We start from the raw sequence: 15,231 nt of genomic DNA on the forward strand, positions 1-15,231 counted from the left end.
CCCGTGGCGTCTTGAGTTGTGCTGACGCGTCAGTGCACGTCAGCGGCCATCTGGCGAGGGTGAGCCTGGGTGAGAGGTCGGAACTCACCGAGGAGGACAAGATGTTCGACATCGCACTGAAACTGCTTGCTCAAGGACTGCTAACGGAGCTCCCCGCCGCTCTCCTCACATCTGCGATCACCGCTCTCGCCGCCTGGGCCATTGGTAAGAGGCGCAAGCAAGGAGACTAAGAGGGCGGTGTTGTGGGCCTACAACACCGCCTGGCTTGGGCCTCGCCGGTGCTGTGCCTGTTCACGGGCTCCGCGATGCCCTCCATGCCGGGCCGTCGAACGGAGCCCATGGACCCGCGTTCGGGCTTGTCACAGGGGCGTGGCCAGCGGAGGGACGTCGGTGGGGGAGAGGTCGGTACGGGGGCGGTGCAGGCGTGCGGGGTGGCGCCACCGGCCGGCGGCGTCGCGGGCGACGTCGACCCCGACCTCCACCACCAGCTCGGGACACACGAGCGTGACGTCCAGCGTCTCTCTGGTGCCCCATCCGGCAGCAAACGACCAGCCTGTCTACGGGTGTCCGGGCTGAGCAGGGGAGAGGAGGCCGGCGAGCGTTCTGCTGGCCTCCTGGGTGAGGGTTGTGGTGCGGCCGGCGTACCGAAGGCGCCCACCCTCGTCGTACCTGCCGAGCAGCAGACTGCGCGGAGAGGCCAGGGCGCCGGTGGCCGCGCCGACGATCGCCTCGGTCGTCTCCCGCACCTTGTTACCTCCGCCACCCGCGCACGGACGGCTCGTAACGGCTGTCCAGCCGCTTGTAGACCACGCCCTCCATACCGACCGCCGCCCACGTCAGCCACTCACGCACCATGTCCGGGTCGGTGGTCGACGGACACAGCGCCCACGGCAGCCGACAACCTTCGCGCGGCGAACAGCGACTCCAATACGGCCCGGCGCCGCCGGTACGGCCAGAGCGTCGTATCCGTCCCGGACAGCCGGAGCAGGTCGAAGGCGACGACATGGACCGGCCACTCGGCAGCCACCCGGGCCGCCCCAGCACCCCGCATGTCACCTCGCGGACCTCGCGGGCCCGGACGGCTGGAGCACGGCGGCGCCGAGGACGTCCTCGACGCGATCGACACCCTCACCGACACCCTGCGCAGCGTCGGGAGGACCTCGTACAGGCCCTCGCCGCGGTGGCGACCGATACTGCCCAGGCGCGCCGGCGCCTGGGCATCACCCTGGACGACCAGGCGCTCGGGCGGGACAGCGCGGCGTCGGTACCCGTGGCGGGTGGCCCGGCGCGAAGGCCACCGAGGCGTCGTGGGCTCGGTCCGGGCTTCCGGGGCATCCGTACGGACCGCTGAAGGTGCTCGTCAGGAGCGCGTGTTGGTGTACCGCACGCCCGGGCCCCATTTCTCCATGGCCGGGGCCATGCACCACTGGCACAGAGGGCAGCCGCCGCGGCCGTACTTGTGGGTCTTGCGCTGGCACGTTGCGCACGGCCCGACCTGGTCCCCCGGGCAGGTCAACGCGGACGGGTCTGGCTCGGTGACCGGCGGCACGGAAGGCGTCATAGTCAGGTGTCCTGTTCTGGGCGACCAGCACCGGTCGCCTCACCGCAGGATACGACCTGAATGACACGGCTGTTCGATCAACCTCTGGCTGGTTCGGGACTTCGTTGATCACCGTGTGTGGTGCTGCTGCTCTCAGCCAAGGGGGTGACCGGCTGCTCATCAGTAGCGCGCCCCCTGTCGGGAGGCAGCGCCACGAAGTGGCCGGAACTCGGTCGGCCAGTCGCGCCCCAGGCTCCCGCTGACCTGCGCCCATGGCACGCTGGTGGCAAGTGGGCCGATCGCCTCGAACACCAGGTTCACGCCTGCCTCATCGCAGGTGACCAGCGCGTGCGCCACGTAATTGAGGTCCAGCAGCGACAGTCGCGGGCGCGCATGGGCAGGGACGCGGTAGGACCAGTCGTCCCGTGCCCGGCGCGTGTGGGCCGCGACGGCCATGCTGCGTTCGTCGACAGCGATCTTGCGCCCGCGCAGAGGACCTCGGGCGGCACCTGTCATCCAGGCGGAACGACGGTAATCCAGAAAGCAGCCGGCAGCCCGGTGGTCCACTCCGAGCAGGAGAGCTCCGAGGTGCCGCACCGGCTGATCCCCCTGCCGGCGGTGCGCGGCGGTCCAGCAGCCGGTCGTGGTCGTGCGGGGCAGCCCGGCGCCGGCAAGACGCACATCGCCGACTTGGTGCAGGCCGCCCTCAACCTTGGCGAGGCGGCGTCGGCGACGCGGTCTGCCTGCGGCGCCAGACGGTGACACAGCACCAGAGCTCGACCATCCAGGCGAGCGTGAGGGCCACCGTCCCCGCGCTGGGCGTGTAGTAATCGATGGACTCGCTGAGCGCGCTGTAGATGAAGCCCGCGGCCGCCATGGTCGCCGCTGTCACGCAGGCGAGCCAGACGAGCACCGGCGTGCGGAATGGGAGCGCGGAGCCGCGCAGGGCGAGCGCTCCGAGCACGCCGGTCGTGGCGAGGCCCGCCCAGAGCGCAATCACGACCAGCCAGCCCGGCCCGGTCACGGAGGTGTGCGCGAATACCGCGTTGTAATCGCTCGTTACGATCGGAGTGACCAGCGCGAGCAGATTGAGGACGAACGCGGAGCACAGGAGAGCGGCAGCCGGCCGCGCAGCCCGGGCCCTTCCTGGCGGCGCCTCGACGGCGGCCGCCGGCTCCGGTGGCTTCCGCTTCGAGGTCTTGGGCCCCGGCGGCCTCGGCTCCTCCGTTGCGGGGCTGGGCGCGGGCGGCGGTTCCGGGGCGCGCACCGGCGTCTTTCGCATCGAAGCCTCCCGGACCGGCGTCGCCAGCACTGGCCGCGCCACCGGTCGTTGCACCCACCGGCGCGGGCGGCGGGCCGGCACCGCGTCCACGCCCACGTGCACCGGCAGTTCGCCCGTCGCCGTGCGCACCAGCACGTCGCCCTCGTAGTGACCCGGTTCAGCCACCTCGGCGCTCACCTGAACGCCTTCCGCTACGCGCGTCGCCCGCAGCCAGGGCAGCCCGGACGCCGCCTCCACCGTGGCATGGACGATCGGTGGGCCCTCCAGAGCGAGTAGGGTCTGCGGACCCGGCGTGCCCGCAGTGACCGTGCCGAGGTCGACGAAGTGCGTCGCGGCCCGGGGGTGCGCCGTGCGCAGGGCTTGTTCGGCGCCCTGCGAGACCCGGCGACTGTCGTCGTGGGTCAGAGCGGCGAGGGCCGTACGGGCCGACAGGGCGAGTCCCACGTCGTCGCCGCGTAGCAGGGTGCCCAGATCCTCTACCGCCCAGAGCCGCTCCTCGCGACCCGCCGCATGCACCGCACTGTCCAGCCGGGTGGGCAGCGCGACGGCGGTAGGGGCCCTGGGCCTGGTACGGGCGATGGTGACGTCGCCGCCGTGGGCGCCGAACAGCCACAGCTGGGGCGTCTGGTGGGGCGTCAGCTCCGTCAGACGGTCGGAGACGTAGTCGGCCAGTTCGGACATGCCGATCTCGCCGTCGCCGTCCCGGTCGGCGTCACCCGAGCGCAGGCCCTTCACCAGCGAGCCGATGAACAGCGATGGTCGGCGTTCCTCGGGCGGGTTCGCTCCGGTCACCGGGCGGTCCTCCTCGAAGGCGTACTGGACGGCGCTCGACGCAGTGAACACGGCGCGGCCCCGCCGCCCGCCCGTCCGCTCCAGATCCTGGAAACTCTCCTGTACATGGGCGTCCGCACCCGCCCGGGGGAACATGCCCCGCTCGAAGGCCCCCGCATAACAGCAGTCGAGCAGGACGACCGCCCGCTGGGCGCGGCTCGCCAGCATCGTGCCGCTCACGTACTCGGCTGGCACCGCCGTGGAGGCGAGCCGGTTGCGTCGGGTGTCGGTAGTCGCGAGGAACAGCTTGCCGGCCGCGTTCTTCACCCCGTGGCAGGAAAAGTGAAGCAGCAGAGTGTGGCGGGGGGTGCGGTCCGCGAAGAAGTCCTCGACCTTCGTGCGCAGCCGCTGGGAGTCAGGGTCGGTGAGCACCTCCACTTCGAAGCTCCCGATGTCCGGATCGGCGAGGACCTCCGCAAGCTCCTCGGCGTCGTCCGTCGGTGCCCGCAGCGCGCCGAGCCCGGGGTCGTCGTACGCGCTGGTCACCACAATGAGTGCCTGCCGCTCCCGGTCAGCCATCGCCCGTCCGCCTCAATTCGGGAGACGTCGTACAAGCATCGAGCCACAGGGCCACCATGCGGCGCTGGTCTTCGGCGTCACCGCCGTGGAGTTCGAGCCGCCGGTCACCCATCCGCAGTGACACGTCGGGCGCCGGCCCGCAGGCGCGGCCGCGCCACTTGCCGACGACCGTGACGACCTGGTGCAGCAGTGCCGGGGCAGCTGTGAGCGTCACGAGCAGGGCGTTGACCTGTTCCAGAGCGCTCGACCGGCTGCCCGGGGGAGCGGGGCCGGCGTCGGGACGCCCGACGTCTTCCACATCGAGCTGGAGGAGATCTTCCCGCAGGCCGTCCAAGTCCTGGAGCAGTGACTCGACGTCCCAGTCGGACCGCTCGGCGTCACGGACTTCGATGCGCAGCTGATCGACCACGGCTCTTCGCCTCCCTCTCAGTCTGGCACCATCCGGTAGGTTGCGCCCCATGACTGAGCGGGAGCCATGATCGGTTGTGGCCCTTACCATGCCAGGCTCTGACCTTGAGATTTAACCCGTAGGAGCCTTGGGTGCGTGGCTTGCATACTGGCCCACTGGTGGGTGCTCCTCGTCGCACTGGTGCTCGCCGTGCTGGCGGGCGCCGGCTACCGGCAGCAGCAAGCCCGATGGGAAGCTGTCCGTGCGCAGGGTTTGCGCTACGGGCTGGAGCAGCTGGACGCGCTGCACCACGCCAAGTTCGAAGAGGCGATACGGGACCTGATGCGCCGGGACGGCTGCCGGGACGCCCAGCGGGTCGGCGGAGGCAGCGACCTGGGCGCGGACGTGAAAGCCACCGACCCCGCTCGGGCGGCGCTGGGTCATCCAGTGCAAGCACCGCCGCCACGGCGCCCGCGGTTCGGCGGTGGGCACGCCGGATCTGCAGGTGCTCAACGGAACGGCCCGGCCGGTGCACGGGGCGGACGTCGCGGTGCTCGTGACGAACGGGTGGGTGACCGCGCCAGCCGTGGACTTCGCCAAGCAGCAGCGGCTGCATGTAGTGGACCGCCAGACGCTGGCTGTGTGGGCGTCGGGCTCACGGCCGCTGTGGGAGCTGCTGCGGGCCGTCCCACCCCCGAGGCGGCCAACGTCGTTGAGTTGAGTGCCCAGCGTCTCGCATGCCTCGGAGGGCCGCTGGCCAGGTGCCAGCCCAGCCGTTCCCGGGCAACCTTGACCTTGTGATCAGGGAAAGGGGGGCGTGCGCTGCCTTGCCGCGCGCTCCCCTAATGCTCCAGTGCTTCCTATTCACTCATGAGAGCAAATGCCTATCAGTTGAGGAACCACAGCAAACGCCATTCCGTCACCTTTGAGGCACCATCAAAGAGTCCTCTACCGGAAGGCGACTTGTGTCCCTGGAGAGCAAACTACTCGGCCGCAGAAAGATCAAGCCGTGGGGCGTAGCGGTCCTCAGTGCTGTATCGGTAGGGCTCCCTACTGTTCCGGCTTTTGCAGAGAACAGCTTCGGCCCGTACTACATTTTCACCTGTGCCGCCTGTGCGGCCATCGCCTCCTTCTTCACTCTGCATACGAGCTCGAAGAGGGTGGAGACCGAGAGGTCGTCGGTCTTGGAACACGCTCTTGAGCCTCTTTCATGCCTCATGGGAAAGATCCTCGTCGATCCTGCTGAGTTCGAGGAGAGGCGCGACACGGTACTGAAGCGGCTCGTTGACACTGCTGCTGAGCTGGCACACGCTGACGCCGCCAGTGCTCTGTACTGGCTCACCGCCGAGGACACGGAGCTTCACCTCGCTTTCGCCAACGAGCAGGCAGTGCAACGGCACTTTCAGGATAAATTTTCCCGAGGAGCGGAAAAGGACAGCTTCCTCGTCGAAGCCGCACTTTCAGTCGCTGGGCGCAGCGTTCATGACGTCCGAAAAGACCCGGATCGCGGCCGAATCTATGTAGCGGACGACTGCCGTAGCGCCGTCTTCATGCCGGTGCGTGCTGGCGGAGTTCAACAGGGTCTTCTAATGATTCAAGCCCGCAAGCCCGGCCACATTCCCAATAATTTTCGGGAAGACAAACGTTTCAAAACTATCGTGCATCTCATTGGTGCAGTCCGGGAGATGAAGAAGCCTGATTCCGCCCTTCGAGCTTCCGTCCCCGGACAGAACAAACCGCCGGTCAATGACCCTCAAGGTACGTCGTCATGACGTACGCTAGAAGTGGTCAGTTTGCCGCTATCGCTACGCGGTTACACCTTCTTTGTGTAGAACGGGTACGCGCAGCAATCCGACCTACCCGGGGGCCAGTATGAGTCACAGCAAGCACACACTCGCCGTGATCCACAAGGACGCAGACACTGCCAGCAGCTGGGTGAACGGCCAGCTGAGCAGCTCTGATTACTTCGCCCAGGCCCGCCAGGCAGCTGCTGCCCGAGGCATCGCAGGCCGCCTTCTGTGCGCAGTACGGGAAGCGTACGAGCGGTTGACGCACCGCGCATAACTGCGCAGGCTCGAGTGTCGGGCCTTCGTCAAAGACACCGTCGCTGAACACACGACCGACTAATCCGTTTGGCATATTCCGGTTCTCGGGCCACGAGGCAGCCACATACGGAAATCCCCAGCGTCGAGTGCGAAGGCGTACTGGGCAGCTCACCAACAGAACACTCCGTATTGAGCACCGGATTCGTCCGGTGCTCACCGGTACATGGCGCCAGGCCGGACACGTTCACCCTGACACCAGGGAAGCCGCTGGTCGCGCGGCGACGTGACGTAGTGGTCTGCTCGGTCCTCAGCAAGCACCCGTAGTCAGTCAAGGATGCGGAGCTCGATGTCGGGCTGGCAGTGCGGGCAGGCGGGCAGGCCTGAGGCCAGGAGGCGGCGGGCTTCGTCGCGGTCGACGGGGCGGCGGCGGTTGCCGGCGGCGTAGCAGTCGCCGGCGTGGACCTGGACGGGCGGGCGTCCGGTGCCGATGCCGAGCTGCACGAGCCACTCCGGCCTGGCGGGCCGGACGCGCCGGCCGTGTTCTCGCTCGGCTTCCCGCTGCTGGATGTCGGCGACCTTGTTGTCTATGCGCGCCAGCCACATCGCGTGCCACACCCTCAGGGTGAGCAGTCGCTCCAGGTCAGGTGGCAGGTCGTCGAACACGTTCCGTCCCGGGTCTTTCGCCGCGCGAGCCGCACCCTCGCGTATTCGAATTCTAGTTCGATACTGTGGGTCGGGAGGAGGTGGGTGTGCCATGAGCGCAGGAAAACCGGCGCGTGCGGGGTCGACGGTGATGCATGTGCGCTGCCCGGACCGGCTGCCGCAGGAGATCTACCGGCAGGTTCTGGAGCTGCTCGCGAAGCTGTCCCCGGTCGTGCAGGCTCTGCCGCCGTGCGCGGCGCTGGTGGAGCTGAAGGGCGCGCTGCGCTACCACGGCAGAGACGCCCGCCACCTGGGGGAGATGCTGCGGGTTCGGACGCTCTCCCGCCTCGGAGTCGACGTCCGCGTCGGCGTTGGCCCCACCATCACGGTCGCGGCCACCGCCTCCGCCCAGATCGATCCACCCGGTGGCATCCTCGCCATCCCACCTGACGAGGTCAGTGCATGGCTGGGGCCGCTGCCGGTCGACGCCCTGCACGGCATCGGGCCCAGCCAGGCCGCGATCCTGCGCGACTACGGCATCCACAGCGTCGGCCTGCTCGCCGCCGTCCCGGCCGCCACCGTGCAGCGCCTGCTGGGCGGCCGCGCGGGCCGCCTGGCCGCCGACCGGGCCGGCGGCATCGACCCGCGTCCCGTCGTCCCCCGTTCCCTGCCCGAGTCCGTGACTGTCCGCCGCGCCTTCCCCCGACACGCTCTGGACGGAGCGGAGGTCCGCGCCGCGCTCCTCGAACTCGTGGTCCGGCTCGGTGTGGGGCTGCGCCGGCGGGGCCAGGCGGCCCGCGCCCTCACTCTGGTGCTGAGGTTCGCCGGCGGCAGCCGGTGGGAGAAGACCCGCCGCCTGGTCGAGCCCTCCGCACACGACGACGATCTACGCGCCATGGCCTACCAGCTGATGGACGCCGCCGGTCTCCAGCGCGGCCGGCTGGACGCGATCGCACTCAAAGGCGAGGACCTCGTCGACGCCGACCAGGTCGCCCAGCAGATCAGCCTCGATGACGCCCGCGAAGCCCGACTGGTCGCCGAAGCCGCCGTCGACCGCGTCCGCGACAAGTACGGACCGGCCATCATCGGCCCGGCCACTACCTTCCGCCGCGCCTCATGACCCGATCCTGTCCCCCCGTGTGGAGGTGAGCCTGTGCTGCTCGATCCGCCCGGGTGGCACGGGCTCTGGTCACAAGGTCTGCCGCACTGGTCTTACGTCCAGGCCGTCGACCAGGCCCTGGCCGACCGCGGCATCCCGCCCGGCGTCGTCCGGGCCGACGTCGCGCTGCGCGCGTACCACCAGACGGACCGCCAGGACACGATCTACATGACCCTGGTCTGGGACGTCAGCCGCACCGGCGCCCGGGGCGGCGTGAGGCTCGCCTGGGACGACGACATCGGCTGGTCCTACGCCAAGCTCGGCGCCAGCACCCACGACGTCCTCCTCGAAGCCCCCGTCACACCGCTGCACCGGGTCTTCGCCGACCCCGGCGACGTCGCCGAGGTAGCCGACGGGCTGGTGCGCTACTGGCGTACGCCCGATGGGGACTACGGCACGGAGTGGGACGAGGCCTCGGGTGTGCGAAGCGCGATCGAGGTACTGCGCCGGGCCAGGGTCACGGAATGAGTGGCCGAGCCCCCTTGCTCGAGCCTTCCGAGCTGCCCAGACGATCCGGCTCCAGCTCGCGCCGGCGTCTGGCCGAGACCCCAGCACCGGCATCGCGCAGCTGGCCGAGCTGCCCCAGCGGCGCCGGCAGGGCGCGGCTGTCGACGGCTTCTACAGGTACGACGGCGAGCTGGGACCTGGAGGGCGCGCGGCCGCGCGGCAGGCCAGTGCCTATGGCCCCTGCGGCGGGGGTGAGTTACGACGCGTACGTCACCAGGGTCCGGTGGGGCCGATGGATGGCTCCCGTCCAGCAGCTTCGACGTGCCGGACGGGAGCGGCACGGGGCCCTCCTGGGGTTCCTTGAGCACGAGGGAACCCGCGCGCCTTCCAGACGGGAAGGTGTGACGCCAAGGCGTCTCCTTCATGGTGCCCGTCCCCGGACAGTGGCTGTGCAATTGCATGAATGGTGATCAGAAGCGGACGCTCTGATGCGGTTCTGACCGTGCCGGGGCGGGAGTTGGCGTTCTGGTGTTCAAAAAAGGTCCCATCGAACGTATTTGTTCCGTGACTCCATGATCACTTTGAGTGTCGGCTGTGGCGCCCGCAATGCTGTCCACCACCTCCTTCACCGGCGCTTGAGCACCGCCGAGGAAGGAGGCCTTCCAGACCCCTCAACCTGACGCAGGGAAGGTGAAATGCCCAGTCGAAAGGTGTGGACCGTCGCCGTGCTGGTGGTGGTCCTCGCGTGGAGCACGGCGATGACCGTGCTGGGACACCTCGCCGCGGTCGTGGCGCTGCTGCCCTCGCTCGGATTGCTTGTGCAGCAGCTCACCGCCGCCGCCCACGGTTCCAGCACCGCGCCCGCCCGCGCTCCGGCGCCGGAGTCGGCCGGGCAGGAGGAGCCGCAGCGATGACCTCCTCGCCACCACCCCAGGACGATCCTCCCGCTGCCGACGACGCCCCGGACGCACCGTTCTCCGTGGCGCCCGCCGCGTTCGGTCCGGGTCGGCGAGGCCGCCGCGCGGAGCCGATGTCCGAGAACATCGGCCCCAGCCATCAGGCGCTGCTGGAGCGCCTGCGCCACCAGATATCCGCTCACGGTGTCACCCTCGACGAGCTGGCCCGGCGTACCGGCTTCTCCAAGACCCGCATCTCCGCTCTCCTGCGCGGCATCGAGTACTACCCGAGCTGGGAGCTCACCTACAGCGTGGTCCACGCCCTGGGACTGCCTCCCTGGCCCCTGTGCCGCCTGTGGACCGCCGGGGCCTACGAGGCCGCCAAATCCACCACATGGATCACACAACGCATCCAGGCCGTCCGGCCGCTGGGGCCCGAGGAGCGGCCCGTGGAACACCGCGGCTTCATCGAGAAGATGGAGCACTACTACGTCTCCTACGCCCGGGCGCTGCTGCACATCGAGCGGCCAGAGCGGATCGTCGACGAGGCGTTCGGCATCCTGTGGGCCGGCTGGGACGAGGCAGAGGCAGCCGCCGGCCCGAACCTTCCCCGCTACGCGTGGCGGCTCCTGCGCTCTCGGGTGCTGCTGCGTGTCAGGCGGCATCCGGACGGCCACCTCGATCTGCGGCCTGCCGCGTTCATGACGGTCGCGCAGAGCCGGATCCAGGACCCGGTGGCCAGGTTCGTCGAGATCAGTGAAGTCGCCGAATTCTTCGACGCGATCAGCCACCTGCCGCAGGACCAGTTCGACGTCGTCGTCCTGCGCTACCTGTGCGAGTTCACCCCCGACGAGGTCCAGGAGGCCACCGGCCTGTCCCCGGCCCACGTCCACACACTCGACCACCACGCACGAGGAGCCCTCGAACTGCTCCACCAACGTCCCACAGCCCGGGAGTGATCACCCCGACATGACCGCCATCGACGACCTCCTCGCCCGCGCGGCCCTGCTGAAGAACCCCCGTATCCCCGCGGACACGGTTCCCTGCCTCGACACCCACCCGGACCCCCTCTCCCCGCCTGACGGATCCAGGATCCTCGCCGACGAGACCTTCGCCGACGACACCGCCGCAGAGCACCTGCGCTCCCTGTGCGAAGTCGCCGTGACCCACGCCAGCGCACCTCAGATCACCGACTTCATCACCGAGCAGCTCCCCGGCCCCGAAGGCGCCTGGATCCTGGGCTGCCTGCTGCACCTGGCCGGCGCCGAGGACGGAGCACGCTACTGGTGGCAGTACGCCGCCGGCGCCGGCGATCGCGGCGCCGGCTACTGCCTGTCCCTCCACCACCGGGCACGAGGCGACGACCACGCCGCCGACTTCTGGCTCGACCAGGCCGGCGACGGCACGGACACAGACGAAGGATGCGCGGCCAGCACCGCCACCGTCCTCCGCATGGTCACGCAGATGACCGCCGACAGCGACCGCACCTACAGCGACACCACCCTTGCCGTCATGTCTTACACCACCGCAGCCGTCAGCGACGGATACCGCCGCCACCCCGACGTCGAGATCCCCGCCCCCGGCCCCTACTTCGCCGAAATGCTGCAGATCATCCTGGCGGCCCTCACCGACCCGCACGACGACTGCCCCGGCCCCCCTGCAGGCCCTTTGCCCGCCCGCCCGATCGAAGACGACGACCGGATCACCCGCCTCACTCGAACACCAGAGCCGGACCACGTCCTGGTCCAGCTCGCAGCGCCCGACGCCGAGTCCGCTTCCGCCTTCCACGAAGCTGCGGTGGCCCACGCCTGGAGGCAAATCCCCCCGGAACAGCCCCAAAAGCCGGGCCAGAGGGAAGTCCTCATGCGCTTCCTCCTCGACCGCCGCCTGTGCGCGCCTGGCCTCGCCCATGCACGCGACGCTACGGGGCAGCGTCTTCTACGGTTCGCGCCATGACGACACGGAAACGCGCTGAGGTTCCTCGACTAGGCGCTGCGCGGCCGGCGCCCGGACGTCTTCTTGGTCGCGGCCTTCTTCGCGGCGGTCTTCTTGGCCGGCTGCTTCTTCGCGGTCTTCTTCGGCAGCTCGTGCCCGTCGGCGTCCTCGCCGCGGGAGGCCCTGGCCTTCTGCACGGACTCGGTCAGGGCGGCCATCAGGTCGACGATCTGCCCCGGCTTCGCCTCCGGCTCCTGAAGCTTCGGCGGCTCGCGGTGCTCCCGCTTGGCCTCGATGATCTGGGCGAGGGCCTCGGTGTAGGTGTCTTGGAACTCCTCACCTTCGAGATCTTCGCGGGTCATGGTGTCCATGAGGGCGAGCGCGCTGTCGATCTCCTCGTCGGTCAGCTCGACTGGGGGCGGCAGCAGTTCCTCCGGAGACCTGATTTCGTCAGGCCAGCGCATCGCGTGCAAAACGATCGCGTCCTCGCGGACCCGGAGGAGCCCGAGGCGCTCGCGGCCGGACCAGGCGTACTTCGCGACGGCCACCTTGCTGCTCCGGTCCAGGGCCATGCGCAGCAGCTTGTAGGGCTTCGCGGCGACCTGCCCGCTGGGCGCCAGGTAGTAGCCCTCGCCGATCTTCAGGGGGTCGACGGAGTCCAGCGGCACGAAAGCGACGATCTCGATGGCCTTCGCCGTCGGCAGCGGCAGGTCCCGCAGCTCCTCGTCGCTGATCGGGATGACCTGCTCCTTGGTCAGCTGGTAGCCCTTGCCGATCTCGCCCTGGTCGACCTCGCGGTCCTCGATCTCGCAGTACTTGCGCACCCGCACCCGGCCCATGTCCTCCAGGTGGTACTGGTGGAACCTGATCGAGTGGTCCTCGGTAGCGCTGGCCACGGTGATCGGCACGGTGACCAAACCAAAGCTGATCGCGCCGCTCCAGATGTTCCGGGGCATGACAGACCTCCGCAGCTACCCCGAGCAACACCAGACTATGAGCGCAACCACAGCCGCGCACATGCACCACGGCCCCTGGGGAAGAAGTCGCCCTGCGGCCCGGCCAACCGCAAGCGATTCACAAACTCACAACCGACCTGTCGGTCGCATCCCTCAGGCGTGACCCGGCGGGCTGCTCGGCTTCCGGGTGCGGGGGGCTGCGGGACTTGCGACCGTAAGAGTGGAGAAGGCAGGTCCGATCGGGCGAGGACGGAGGCGGCCGTCATGCTCACGGCGCATCCTTCGCTCCTGCGGGAGCTCGTTGAACGCTGCGAGACGCTCAGGCGGCGCCTGGCGTCCGGCGGTAGCGCGGAGACCCGGCGCCAGCTCGAGGACGCGTCTTACACGCTGTGTGTGCTCACGGGCACCCGCCAGTTGGACACGGCTCTGTCTGCGGCTCGCCGGCAGCTGGCCGACGCCCTGTGACGCGAGCGGTTTCTGCGGCACAGGAATCGAGTGATCCTCGATGGCGCTCTGGACGTTGATCGGCACGGCCACGACATCAAATCTCGTCACCCAGACCAGACGCGGCAACCCTGCCGGTTCAGTGCGTGGGTGAGGGGGCTTTTGTCGTACGCGGGGATCTGACGACCCGACGGCGCGCGCCGGTTGATCAGGGGAGCGTGGCACGGATGAGGGGCGTGTCGGGTTCGGGTGGAGGCCGCTGCGGCCTCGTCCGCCGGCGGACCTGACCGGGCAAGCCGAAAGGGCCCTTGGGCAAGCCTCTCCTGAACGGGGGCTTGCCCAGGCCTTCCCGTCGGTGCTGGGCTGGGCCCCGCGAGCCGAACACTCAGTGCGGCGGGCCGACCGGTGCCCGGCATGCCCGGCAGCTCGCCTGCACCGGCTGACCGCACCAAGTGTGTGTCGGTGATCGCTTCCCGGGTGGGGGCTGGTTATTGGGTGGTGTGGGTGAGCCAGCGGTGCAATGCGGTGTGGACGTTGTCGGGCAGGGTGCTGAGGTGGTCGATGGCCTCGCGATCGCCGGGCATGGGGGCGACGCCGGCGGTGGTCAGTGCCGCGTGGAGTTCCAGGCGGTGTACATCCCGCGTGGGGAGGGTGAGGTTGAGGCGCTGGGCGGGGTTGGGCGGCGGCAGCAGGAAGTCGTCGTGTGCCCAGGACGGCCGGTCAGGCGTGGTGGTGGTGTGGGCCATGGACAGGCTCCTCTCAACGCTTGAGGTTGCAGAGGGGGACTTCGCGCGAGGGGAAGCCGGTTGCGGCCGGCGTGAGGGTCCACCCGGATGCAGCAGAGCGGCTTGGAGTGCTCCTATGACCTGCTGAACTGCTGGGGACTGCTTGCGCCGCTGCTGGGCGAGAGCCCCCCGGCCCAACGGGCGCGGCTTACCGAGATCCGCGATGCCTTGATCGCCCGAATCGCCGAAGCCGAGACGGAAGGCTGGCTCGGCGAGGTCGTAGGTCTCCGGGTCAGCCTGGCCGACGCCGAGGAGAAGCTCCGCCAGCTCGATCAGAGCCCTGGGCAGCACACGGCCGTCGACCTCGGCGTCCCCATCACGCGTGGTGATCGATGAACCCACGAAGGTGAAGTGCCGCACAGTCCTCGACCAAGATCGAGAAAAAGTTCGAAGAAGCGCGCATCAAACGCCCTTCAGAACACGATCAAGTGCCGCCCGGCCTGCAGGTCCCCAGTGCGGTTTGCCGCCGGGAAGGCCCCGATCTCCGTTCTGCCCCATGAGCATCAGGAAGAGGCTCTTCATCGCGGCCAGCCCGCGGGCGCGCCGGATCGTCGCCTCGTCTGCATGGGCGTAGGTGTCGAAGAACCGTGAGGCTGTGCCCGCGGGGAGCAGCACCCATGCGGCGGCGAGGTCCCACGCCGGGTCGCCGGCGAACAGGGCACCGAAGTCGACGACGCCCGAGAGCGTTCCGTGCGAGACGACGACGTTCGCGGGATGGAGGTCGCCGTGCACCCATACCGGCGGGTCATTCCACTCGGGGGCCGCGACGGCATCGTCCCAGACGGCCCGGACGTCGGCAGCGATGTCGTCGGGGACAACGGCCTGGAAGAAGTTCTCGAAGCCGTCGGTGCACTTCTTGGGGTGAGCGCCGAAGTCCGAGCTGATCGGCGCCTCGGCGGGCGCCTCCACATGGAGCGCCCGAAGGAAGCCCGCCAGTTTCTCGGCCGCGTGGGCGCCGCGGCTGATCGAGCCGTGATCCAGCGGCTCGCCGGGAACCCACGTCATGACGGTCCAGTGCTTGGGGAAGCGCTCGGACGGTTCACCGCACCGCACCGGGGTCGGCACCGGGAGCGGCAGGCGCGGGGCCAGCACGGGTAGCCACCGCCGCTCCTTGAGCTGGAGTTCCGGGGTGGGGTCCATGCGCTGCATGCGCACGGCTAACTTGTCCCCGAGGCGCCACATCTGGTTGCCCCAGCCGCCCGCCACCTCGCGGATGGCCAGCCCCGCAAGGTCTGGATGCTGCTCCTGCAGCAGGTCGCGGACCAGGTCCGCGGTGATCTCGATCTCGGTGTCGGTCATGCGAAGTCACAGTACTGAGGGCAGGCGAAGCGGCTTAGCATCTGCTGTGATTTCTCCGGCATC

The 15,231-nt window shown here is 69.3% G+C and carries 17 protein-coding genes and 1 pseudogene; 9 read left to right on the forward strand and 9 right to left on the reverse strand.

Annotated features, from left to right (window positions below; translation table 11 throughout):
- Positions 1-359: 359 nt before the first annotated feature.
- The 5 genes from ABFX81_RS40415 to ABFX81_RS40435 all read right to left on the reverse strand — a co-directional run bounded on the left by ABFX81_RS40415 (position 360) and on the right by ABFX81_RS40435 (position 4,581).
- Positions 360-500: an ATP-dependent DNA ligase gene (locus tag ABFX81_RS40415; RefSeq protein WP_346139517.1), complete on the reverse strand. Its 141-nt coding sequence runs from the start codon at positions 498-500 to the stop codon at positions 360-362.
- A 57-nt stretch (positions 501-557) separates the two neighbouring features.
- The gene (locus tag ABFX81_RS40420; protein WP_086839609.1) at positions 558-746 is read right to left on the reverse strand and encodes a hypothetical protein; all 189 of its coding nucleotides are present in this window, start codon (positions 744-746) and stop codon (positions 558-560) included.
- Between the two features lie 974 nt (positions 747-1,720).
- The gene (locus ABFX81_RS40425) at positions 1,721-1,996 is read right to left on the reverse strand and encodes a hypothetical protein (RefSeq protein WP_086839602.1); all 276 of its coding nucleotides are present in this window, start codon (positions 1,994-1,996) and stop codon (positions 1,721-1,723) included.
- A gap of 250 nt (positions 1,997-2,246) precedes the next feature.
- Positions 2,247-4,172 carry a caspase, EACC1-associated type gene (locus tag ABFX81_RS40430; protein ID WP_086839600.1) on the reverse strand — a complete coding sequence of 642 codons (1,926 nt, stop codon included), beginning with the start codon at positions 4,170-4,172 and terminating at the stop codon, positions 2,247-2,249.
- On the reverse strand, positions 4,165-4,581 hold the full coding sequence (locus ABFX81_RS40435) for a hypothetical protein (RefSeq protein ID WP_086839598.1): 417 nt from the start codon (positions 4,579-4,581) through the stop codon (positions 4,165-4,167). The genes ABFX81_RS40430 and ABFX81_RS40435 overlap by 8 nt, the downstream gene beginning before the upstream one ends.
- Positions 4,582-4,716: 135 nt before the next feature.
- On the opposite strand from ABFX81_RS40435, the pseudogene ABFX81_RS40440 reads away from it, so the two are divergent.
- Positions 4,717-5,281, forward strand: a pseudogene (locus tag ABFX81_RS40440) (restriction endonuclease).
- Positions 5,282-5,777: 496 nt separating this feature from the next.
- Complete coding sequence (locus tag ABFX81_RS40445) at positions 5,778-6,332, forward strand: GAF domain-containing protein (RefSeq protein WP_346139520.1); 555 nt, start codon at positions 5,778-5,780, stop codon at positions 6,330-6,332.
- Positions 6,333-6,929: 597 nt separating this feature from the next.
- Here the strand turns inward: ABFX81_RS40445 and ABFX81_RS40450 are convergent.
- Positions 6,930-7,268, reverse strand: coding sequence for a DUF6233 domain-containing protein (locus ABFX81_RS40450; protein ID WP_346139521.1), 339 nt, complete (start codon positions 7,266-7,268; stop codon positions 6,930-6,932).
- A gap of 91 nt (positions 7,269-7,359) precedes the next feature.
- On the opposite strand from ABFX81_RS40450, the gene ABFX81_RS40455 reads away from it, so the two are divergent.
- The 5 genes from ABFX81_RS40455 (at position 7,360) to ABFX81_RS40475 (ending at position 11,705) form a co-directional block, all read left to right on the forward strand.
- Positions 7,360-8,367, forward strand: coding sequence for a DinB/UmuC family translesion DNA polymerase (locus ABFX81_RS40455; RefSeq protein ID WP_086839594.1), 1,008 nt, complete (start codon positions 7,360-7,362; stop codon positions 8,365-8,367).
- Between the two features lie 33 nt (positions 8,368-8,400).
- A complete protein-coding gene (locus tag ABFX81_RS40460) occupies positions 8,401-8,874 on the forward strand; it encodes a DUF6292 family protein (RefSeq protein WP_086839592.1) in 474 nt (157 codons plus the stop codon).
- A 674-nt stretch (positions 8,875-9,548) separates the two neighbouring features.
- Positions 9,549-9,767, forward strand: a complete 219-nt coding sequence (locus ABFX81_RS40465; protein ID WP_086839590.1) for a hypothetical protein — start codon at positions 9,549-9,551, stop codon at positions 9,765-9,767.
- Entirely contained in the window at positions 9,764-10,708 is a 945-nt protein-coding gene (locus tag ABFX81_RS40470; RefSeq protein ID WP_086839589.1) for a sigma factor-like helix-turn-helix DNA-binding protein, read from the forward strand. Before ABFX81_RS40465 ends, ABFX81_RS40470 begins: the two co-directional genes overlap by 4 nt.
- 10 nt (positions 10,709-10,718) lie before the next feature.
- Positions 10,719-11,705 (forward strand): hypothetical protein, encoded by a 987-nt coding sequence (locus ABFX81_RS40475; RefSeq protein ID WP_346139522.1) that lies wholly within the window; start codon positions 10,719-10,721, stop codon positions 11,703-11,705.
- A 29-nt stretch (positions 11,706-11,734) separates the two neighbouring features.
- On the opposite strand, the gene ku is transcribed toward ABFX81_RS40475, so the two are convergent.
- The gene (gene ku, locus ABFX81_RS40480) at positions 11,735-12,640 is read right to left on the reverse strand and encodes a non-homologous end joining protein Ku (RefSeq protein WP_346139524.1); all 906 of its coding nucleotides are present in this window, start codon (positions 12,638-12,640) and stop codon (positions 11,735-11,737) included.
- A 264-nt stretch (positions 12,641-12,904) separates the two neighbouring features.
- Between ku and ABFX81_RS40485 the strand changes: the two genes are divergently transcribed.
- Entirely contained in the window at positions 12,905-13,105 is a 201-nt protein-coding gene (locus ABFX81_RS40485; RefSeq protein ID WP_086852409.1) for a DUF5133 domain-containing protein, read from the forward strand.
- Between the two features lie 467 nt (positions 13,106-13,572).
- On the opposite strand, the gene ABFX81_RS40490 is transcribed toward ABFX81_RS40485, so the two are convergent.
- Entirely contained in the window at positions 13,573-13,830 is a 258-nt protein-coding gene (locus ABFX81_RS40490) for a hypothetical protein (RefSeq protein WP_086852419.1), read from the reverse strand.
- An 87-nt stretch (positions 13,831-13,917) separates the two neighbouring features.
- On the opposite strand from ABFX81_RS40490, the gene ABFX81_RS40495 reads away from it, so the two are divergent.
- Positions 13,918-14,205 (forward strand): hypothetical protein, encoded by a 288-nt coding sequence (locus tag ABFX81_RS40495; RefSeq protein WP_346139526.1) that lies wholly within the window; start codon positions 13,918-13,920, stop codon positions 14,203-14,205.
- 66 nt (positions 14,206-14,271) lie between these two features.
- On the opposite strand, the gene ABFX81_RS40500 is transcribed toward ABFX81_RS40495, so the two are convergent.
- The gene (locus ABFX81_RS40500; protein ID WP_086852411.1) at positions 14,272-15,168 is read right to left on the reverse strand and encodes a phosphotransferase; all 897 of its coding nucleotides are present in this window, start codon (positions 15,166-15,168) and stop codon (positions 14,272-14,274) included.
- Positions 15,169-15,231: the final 63 nt, after the last annotated feature.

Origin of the sequence: Streptomyces coeruleofuscus (genome assembly GCF_039532725.1) — a bacterium.
Classification (GTDB): Bacteria; Actinomycetota; Actinomycetes; order Streptomycetales; family Streptomycetaceae; genus Streptomyces; species Streptomyces coeruleofuscus.

Coding starts and splice junctions, on each gene's coding strand:
- ABFX81_RS40425 (WP_086839602.1), bottom strand. CDS start 1,996: ATGGCCGTCGCGGCCCACACGCGCCGGGCACGGGACGACTGGTCCTAC.
- ABFX81_RS40430 (WP_086839600.1), bottom strand. CDS start 4,172: ATGGCTGACCGGGAGCGGCAGGCACTCATTGTGGTGACCAGCGCGTAC.
- ABFX81_RS40445 (WP_346139520.1), top strand. CDS start 5,778: ATGGGAAAGATCCTCGTCGATCCTGCTGAGTTCGAGGAGAGGCGCGAC.
- ABFX81_RS40455 (WP_086839594.1), top strand. CDS start 7,360: ATGAGCGCAGGAAAACCGGCGCGTGCGGGGTCGACGGTGATGCATGTG.
- ABFX81_RS40465 (WP_086839590.1), top strand. CDS start 9,549: ATGCCCAGTCGAAAGGTGTGGACCGTCGCCGTGCTGGTGGTGGTCCTC.
- ABFX81_RS40470 (WP_086839589.1), top strand. CDS start 9,764: ATGACCTCCTCGCCACCACCCCAGGACGATCCTCCCGCTGCCGACGAC.
- ABFX81_RS40475 (WP_346139522.1), top strand. CDS start 10,719: ATGACCGCCATCGACGACCTCCTCGCCCGCGCGGCCCTGCTGAAGAAC.
- ku (WP_346139524.1), bottom strand. CDS start 12,640: ATGCCCCGGAACATCTGGAGCGGCGCGATCAGCTTTGGTTTGGTCACC.
- ABFX81_RS40485 (WP_086852409.1), top strand. CDS start 12,905: ATGCTCACGGCGCATCCTTCGCTCCTGCGGGAGCTCGTTGAACGCTGC.
- ABFX81_RS40490 (WP_086852419.1), bottom strand. CDS start 13,830: ATGGCCCACACCACCACCACGCCTGACCGGCCGTCCTGGGCACACGAC.
- ABFX81_RS40495 (WP_346139526.1), top strand. CDS start 13,918: ATGCAGCAGAGCGGCTTGGAGTGCTCCTATGACCTGCTGAACTGCTGG.
- ABFX81_RS40500 (WP_086852411.1), bottom strand. CDS start 15,168: ATGACCGACACCGAGATCGAGATCACCGCGGACCTGGTCCGCGACCTG.